This is a genomic window from Cohnella xylanilytica (genome assembly GCF_014212175.1).
Lineage (GTDB): Bacteria > Bacillota > Bacilli > Paenibacillales > Paenibacillaceae > Cohnella > Cohnella xylanilytica.
In genome coordinates, this window is sequence record NZ_JACJVR010000059.1 from 100,876 (window position 1) to 107,953 (window position 7,078).

Below are 7,078 nucleotides of genomic sequence, written 5' to 3' on the forward strand. Positions count from 1 at the left end.
CTCCGTCCTTTCCGGCTATTCAAGTCTGACCGGCTTAGGGATGCCGGCCGTCGCTCCTTATCGGCTGTTGCGACAGGCCGATATTGCGAATCGAGGCGTACGCCTTAACGTCCAGCTGAATTCGCCGCAGCCGTTCATCCCAATCGTTCTTCCACCTTCTCCAATCCTTCGGATACTTGCGGTGAACCCGGTCGGCGAATCCGGGGAGATCGATTCCCAATCGAAGAGACGCTTGCCAGCCGGCCTCGATAGCCTTCAGAATCTCCTGTTCGATCGGCCGCTCCAGCGATTCGATTAACGAAGGACTCGCGAAGTCGCCTCTGCAGGAAGATTCCACCAGATCCCCTCTGACTTTGACCCGGATCCGCATGACGAGACGATCTCCTTGTTTGCTCGGCGCGATTCGCGTTCTGGCGCTCCGGATTTGGATGGTCGACTGCTCGGCTTCCGACTTCGCTCCCGGGCAGGGGAAGGGAATGAAGGTGTTCTTGATGTCGTTCCTCATCCAGGACAAGCCGTAGCCTTCCCGTTCGTCCAGCCAGCCGACCAGCCGGTCCCCCTTGAAGGCGGCTATTCGCTTCAGCATCAATCTCGCCGGCTTGGAAGACGGTTTGAATGCGTCCATCGACGACATCGTATCGCGGCCCTTGTCGCCTGCCGCGTTCTGAAGAACGATCTCCGGCACGCCGATCGCTTTGGCGTCCGAATATAGACTTTGGGCCACATCGAACACCCTGACGGACGGGATCATACCGGATTGGTTCGTCTCTTGCATGAGGATCTTGCCCAGAGCGTCGCCCGGCAGCCGTTCGGGGGGCACGAATTGCCGGAGGATATCGCTCGCCAGGCCGTCGGTCACCGTGACGAGCCCCGTCTCCCGGGCATCGAAGTTGCGCAGGTAGAGATCCATGATCTCCGAGACCCCGTATTCGGCCGCTTCTTTGCCGACGACGAGCACATCCGTATGAGGGAAGTAGAGCCGGCGGGTGAACTTGCGGTAAGAGTTGCCTACCGCGTCCCGAATCGTCTTCCCTTCGGCGGAGAAGACATGGATCGTCGATTGGGAAGTGGTCGATGCCCCTCCGCCGGAGCCGGACCACATGGCGGAAGGCACGACGACTTGATAGGTGACGATCCACTTGCCGTTCTTGCGGTCCATTCCCGTCGCGGACGTGATCCCCAGCTCGTTCAATTCCGTGCGATTCCAGCAGCCCGCCAGCGGCCAGGTCAAGAGGACGGCGGCCAAGAGCACGATCGGCTTGCGCATCGTTCAGCGGCCCCCCGTCTTGTCCCGGTAATCGGCTTGGCGCGTCGGATTCCGCGAGCCGATGACGGCCGGCCGGCTCTTCATCAACCGCCAGGGGACCCGGATGACGAGATCCTTGAAGTTGCGGAACCGGAGCGGGGCGACCGGCATGAGGTAGGGGACCCCGAAGGATTCGAGAGAAGCCATATGTACGAGAAGAGGCACGAGTCCGGCCAGAATGCCGAAGAGGCCGAACGTGCCGGCCAGGAACATAAGACCGAACCGGACGAGACGGATGGCGGCGGACATGGCGATGGAAGGGATGACGAAGCTGGCGATCGCCGTGAAGGAGACGATGATGACCATGGCGCCCGATACCAGCCCCGCTTGGACCGCGGCTTGTCCGAGAACCAAGGCGCCGACGATGGAGATCGCGGGACCGATGACGCGAGGCATCCGGATGCCGGCTTCGCGGATGACTTCGAACGTTAGTTCCATGAGCAGGGCTTCCATCAAGGCCGGCAGCGGCACGCCTTCCCGCTGGGCGGCGAGACTGATAAGCATCGTGGTCGGCAGCATCTCCTGCTGGAACGTCGTGATCGCGACGTATAGGGAAGGCAGCAGGAGGCTGACGAAGAAGGAGATGAAGCGGATGATTCGGACGAGCGAGACGATATCGTAACGCTGATAATAGTCTTCGCTGGACAGGAAAAATTTAAAAAAAGTGACGGGCAGAACGAGAGCGAACGGCGTTCCGTCGACGAGCACCGCAACGTGCCCTTCCAGCAGATGGGCGGCTATCGTATCCGGACGTTCGGTGTTCTGGATCGTCGGAAACGGCGTGAAGGATTTGTCTTGAATGAATTCCTCGATATAGCCGCTCTCCAGAACGCTGTCTATGTCAATGGCATCGAGCCTGCGGCGCAGTTCTTCGACGACTTCGGGTCTGGCGATCCCTTCGATATAAACGGCGGAGACCCGGGTCTGCGTATACCGGCCGACGAGCCGTTCCTCGACCCTGAGATCGGGCGAGCGGATGCGACGCCGGATCTGCGCCAGATTCACGTTCAGATCTTCCGTGAAGCCTTCCTTCGGCCCCCGGACCACCGTCTGGGAGGACGGCTCCTCGATCGATCGCTTGGGAGCCCCTTGGACGGAAGCGGCGATCGCTCCGGCGACGCCGTCCGACAGAATGGCGGCCTCGCCGGCCAGAACGGCCGCGAGAATCTCGTCGGACGAATGGACCCGGCGCACGTTGCCCACCCGGATCCGCGTCCGCAGATCCGCCTCGATCCGCTCGGCGTCGTCATCGTCCGACCGGGTCTCGGCGACCAGCGAATCGAGCAGCAGGCTTAACTGCTCCTGATCGACCAGCTCCGTCAGGTAACAGACGGCCATACGCGGCGGCGCCGAAGGACCGTCCGCGAACTCCCGAACGATAAAGTCGGAGCTGTTCCCCATTCTCTCGCGAAGTTGGTTCAGCGCGGAGGCGAGGGAAGAAGGCGATAGGGCTTCCTGCACGGAGGGCACATCCTTCAGTCGATGGGACAGGAAGATAAATGCAGGTTATCCCGATTTCCATTCGGATAAACCGGCCTTGCCCGAACGGGACGGTCGTCTCCGCCGCTATTCCGTTGGAAGAGGGGCGGGAGAGCTCGACAGCCGTTCGACCAGCACGGTATCGACCGCGACCTTCACGCTCAGGCCGGAAGGCGAATCGCCCGCGGCGCTCGCCAGCCGGACGGCGGCGCGAACCATCTTCTCCTTGTCCACGCGAACGGTCGTCAGCTCGGGGGAGACGATCACCGCTTCGGCGATATCGTCGAAGCCGACGACGGATACTTGCTCCGGAACGCGAATTCCCAGCTCCGCCAGCGACTTCATCGCGCCGATCGCCATGAAGTCGCTCTCGCAGAAGAGGGCGGTCGGCAGCGGGCTCCCCTCGTTCAGCAGCCTGCGGAACCGGCTCTTGAACGCTTCCTGGGCGGTCGGAACCATCGGATCGACGGAGAACTCGTGCTCCGGGAGCACCTTCGCGCCCCATTCGCGCATGGCTTCGTCAAAGCCCCTCCGGCGGTTGTCGAAGTTGGGAATCCGTACGTTGGAGGCCACATATCCGATCGTTCGGTGTCCGGACCGGCAGAGCGACGCTCCGGCTTGATAGCCGCCGAGAGCGTTGTTCGTATACACGAAAGGAACGGGGAGCGTCTCGAAGCAGGTGTCCAGGACGACGAGCTTCGGCAGCCGCTCCGCGACGCGGGAGATGACCTCCTTATTCAAGTTGGTTCCGAGCAGAATCGCGCCCCGGTCCGAATGAGCCTCCGCGACGGCCCGAAGGTCATCTTCGAATCGCTCCATATCGATGGCCGAGATCAGCAGGGACAAGCCGCCGGATTCGGTGCTCTTCTCCAGATAATGAATCAATTCGCGGAAGAACGGCTGCCGATCGTAATGAGTCGTTACGATCCCGGAATTGGCGACGACCAGGAACGGGAGAACGGCCGGCTCCCGTCCTCTCGGCGAATCCTCCGACGGGCGGACGGGCGGACGGACTCTCGATCTCGGCGTATAGCCGGCCTGCCGGGCGATGCTCAAGATGCGTTCCCGGGTCTCGTCTCCGATGCCCGGCTTGCCGCTGAAGGCGAGGGACACAGCGCCTTTGGATACGCCGGCCAATCTTGCGATATCTTCCATATTCATCGCATATTTCTCCTTGATTTTATATGATGTTTAGTTTAGTTTGTTTAGCGAAGATGCGCAAGTGCGTTGAATATGTTTAGTGTTGTTAAGTTGATAGATCCCTAGGATTTCGTTCTGATCCGAGTATTGACGCAAGCGATTTGCGGTGATAGGATGTGTTTGGAACTAAATGACGATAGTCTTTTAACTAAACATACTAAACAAAATTCGATTTCAGCCATGGGAGGATGCCGATATGGGATGGCAAGTTACGGACGGCAAAGTCGAGTACATGACCAATCCGCTTGGACTGGACGAGAAGTCTCCCCGCTTCTTCTGGCGGATCCGGTCGGATGAACGGAACGCCGTTCAATCCGCTTACCGCATTCTGGTCGCTTCGACGGCCGAAGCGCTCGGAAGGGACGAAGCGGATATGTGGGACAGCGGGAAGGTCGCGTCCGACCGGACGACCCACGTCGTCTACGAAGGCAAGCCGCTCCAATCGGAGGGCCGATCCTATTGGAAGGTCCGCTCCTGGAACGGCGAAGGAGCCGCATCGGATTGGAGCGAAGCGTACTTCTGGACGATGGGGCTTCTCGCCCGAAGCGAGTGGAAGGGAGCCTGGATCGGCCGCCGGGCGGAGCCGAACGTCGAGCTGCAGCCTTCCCCCTATGTCCGGAAGGAGTTCGAAGTCAAGGGGACGATCCGGCGGGCGACGGCGTACGCGACCGCGCTCGGCCTGTACGAGCTGCACGTCAACGGCAGACGGATCGGCGACCGGTTCGCGCCGGGCTTCACCGACTACGACAAACGCGTGCAGACGCAAGCCTACGACCTGACGCCGTGGCTGACGGAAGGGGCCAACGCGGTCGGAGCCGTTCTCGGCGACGGGTGGTATTCGGGCACGGTCGGTTTTCTCGGCAATCACTTGTACGGGGAACGTCCTTTTTTCCTCCTTCAACTGAACATCGAATACGCCGACGGCCTGCGCGAGTCCGTCGTCACCGATGCCGGCTGGCGAGCCGCCAAGGGTCCGATCGTCTACTCCGACATGATCAAGGGGGAGACCTTCGACGCGCGGCTTGAGCTGACCGGGTGGGACCGGCCCGGCTACGACGACGGAGGCTGGGAACGGCCGGACGTTCGGGCGGGCTACAACGGCCTGCTGACCGCGACGATCGAGCCTCCGATCCGCGTCGCCGAGACGATGAAGCCGATCTCGATCCGCAGGACGGAGCAAGGGACTTATATATACGATATGGGTCAAAATATGGTCGGCTGGACGGAGCTTCGCGTACGCGGAGCGAGAGGAACGAAGGTGACGCTCAGCCACGCCGAGATGCTGAATCCGGACGGTTCGCTGTATCTGGACAACCTGCGCGTCGCCGTTCAGCAGGACCATTACATTCTGAAGGGCGAAGGCGAGGAGCGGTACGAGCCGAGCTTCACGTTCCACGGCTTCCGCTACGTCGAGCTGATCGGCTTCCCGGGAGAGCCGGATCTGGAGACGATCGTCGGCAAGGTCGTTCACTCCGACACGCCGAAGACGGGAAGCTTGCGCACGTCCGACGCCATGGTCAACCAACTGATCTCGAACATCTCCTGGGGGCAGCGAGGCAACTTCCTCTCGGTGCCGACCGACTGCCCTCAGCGGGACGAACGGCTCGGCTGGACGGGGGACGCCCAGATCTTTGCGCGGACGGCTTCCTATAACATGGACGTGTCGCGGTTCTTCGCGAAGTACATGCTGGATATGATCGACTGCCAGCAGCCGTCGGGCGCGTTCACCGACGTGGCTCCGGACGCGGGCTGGATCCGGCATAAGATGTGGAACACGAGGCTGAACTGGTTCGCGCCGGACAACGCCGGCTGGGGCGACGCCGGCGTCGTCATCCCGTGGACGCTGTACCTGATGTACGGGGATACGCGCATTCTAGCGACGCACTACGAGGCGATGGTTCGATGGGTCGACTATTTGCGCACGAACAGCGCGGAACTGATCCGTCCCGATTACGCCAATTACGGCGACTGGCTGTCCATCGAAGCGGATACGCCGAACGAGGTGCTGGCGACGGCTTACTTCGCTTACAGCGCCAAGCTGCTGAGCCGGATCGCCGGCGCGATCGGCCGGAAGGAAGACGAAGAGAAGTATGCATGCCTGCACGGAGACATCGCGGACGCCTTCCGCCGGGAATTCGTCTCGGAGGACGGACGCATTCGCGGCGGGACGCAGACGGTGTACGTGCTCGCCCTGCAATTCGAGCTGCTGACCGAAGAGCTAAGGAAGCTGGCGATCCGCCATCTCGCGGACGACATCGCCTCCCGCGGAGATCGGCTGTCCACCGGCTTCCTGGGAGTCGGCTACCTGCTGCCCGCCCTGACGGACGGCGGGCGGCTGGACGTCGCCTACGATCTTCTGACGCAGGAAGAATTCCCTTCCTGGATGTACTCGATCAAGCACGGAGCGACGACGATCTGGGAGCGCTGGGACGGCTGGACCGAGCACAACGGCTTCCAGACGCCGTCGATGAACTCCTTCAACCACTATTCGCTCGGCTCGGTAGGAGAGTGGATGTACCGCTACATGGCCGGCATCGAAGCCGATCCCGCGGCTCCGGGGTTCCGCCGGGCGATCATCCAGCCCCGTCCGGGCGGCCGGCTCTCGTCGGTCGACGCTTCCTTCGATTCGCTGCACGGAACGTACGAATCGTCCTGGACGCTGGAGCCGGACGGCGCGTTCAAGCTCCGCGTCCGCATTCCGGCGAACGCTTCGGCGACCGTCCGCGTTCCGGGCAGCCGGATTGTCGCCGACGGGCAGGCGGCGGAAGAAGGCGTCGCGAGCTTCGAACTCGGGTCGGGCACGTACTTGTTCGAGAGCCGGCTGGATGGTTAGGGCAAATAGGCGAACAAGGCCAACAGGGCCAGCAGGGTGAACAAGGCGAACAGAGCGAACAGAGCGGAGAGAAGCAGCTAGCAACGAATAGCGGCGAATAGGAACAGAGGAGCTGCCCGGGGCCGCGCGTCGGCTTTGGGCGGCTCATTTATCTATTTGGGATAGGGGGACATGGAAGTCTCGGACATGGTTGCAGTCGGAATCGGAACCGGAATCCCATGGTTCCGGCTCAAAGACCTCGTTCTCTAAACATTCCTGTA

Annotated in this window: 4 protein-coding genes; 1 reads left to right on the plus strand and 3 read right to left on the minus strand. The window is 61.6% G+C overall.

Features of this window, described 5'->3' with window-relative positions; translation table 11 throughout:
• Positions 1-34: 34 nt before the first annotated feature.
• The 3 genes from H7B90_RS15570 to H7B90_RS15580 all read right to left on the minus strand — a co-directional run bounded on the left by H7B90_RS15570 (position 35) and on the right by H7B90_RS15580 (position 3,946).
• Entirely contained in the window at positions 35-1,267 is a 1,233-nt protein-coding gene (locus H7B90_RS15570; RefSeq protein WP_185136808.1) for a Ger(x)C family spore germination protein, read from the minus strand.
• A 3-nt stretch (positions 1,268-1,270) separates the two neighbouring features.
• Complete coding sequence (locus tag H7B90_RS15575; RefSeq protein ID WP_311772734.1) at positions 1,271-2,767, minus strand: spore germination protein; 1,497 nt, start codon at positions 2,765-2,767, stop codon at positions 1,271-1,273.
• Between the two features lie 105 nt (positions 2,768-2,872).
• Entirely contained in the window at positions 2,873-3,946 is a 1,074-nt protein-coding gene (locus H7B90_RS15580) for a LacI family DNA-binding transcriptional regulator (RefSeq protein WP_185136809.1), read from the minus strand.
• A 235-nt stretch (positions 3,947-4,181) separates the two neighbouring features.
• Between H7B90_RS15580 and H7B90_RS15585 the strand changes: the two genes are divergently transcribed.
• Positions 4,182-6,818 (plus strand): glycoside hydrolase family 78 protein, encoded by a 2,637-nt coding sequence (locus H7B90_RS15585; protein ID WP_185136810.1) that lies wholly within the window; start codon positions 4,182-4,184, stop codon positions 6,816-6,818.
• The last annotated feature ends 260 nt before the right edge of the window (positions 6,819-7,078 follow it).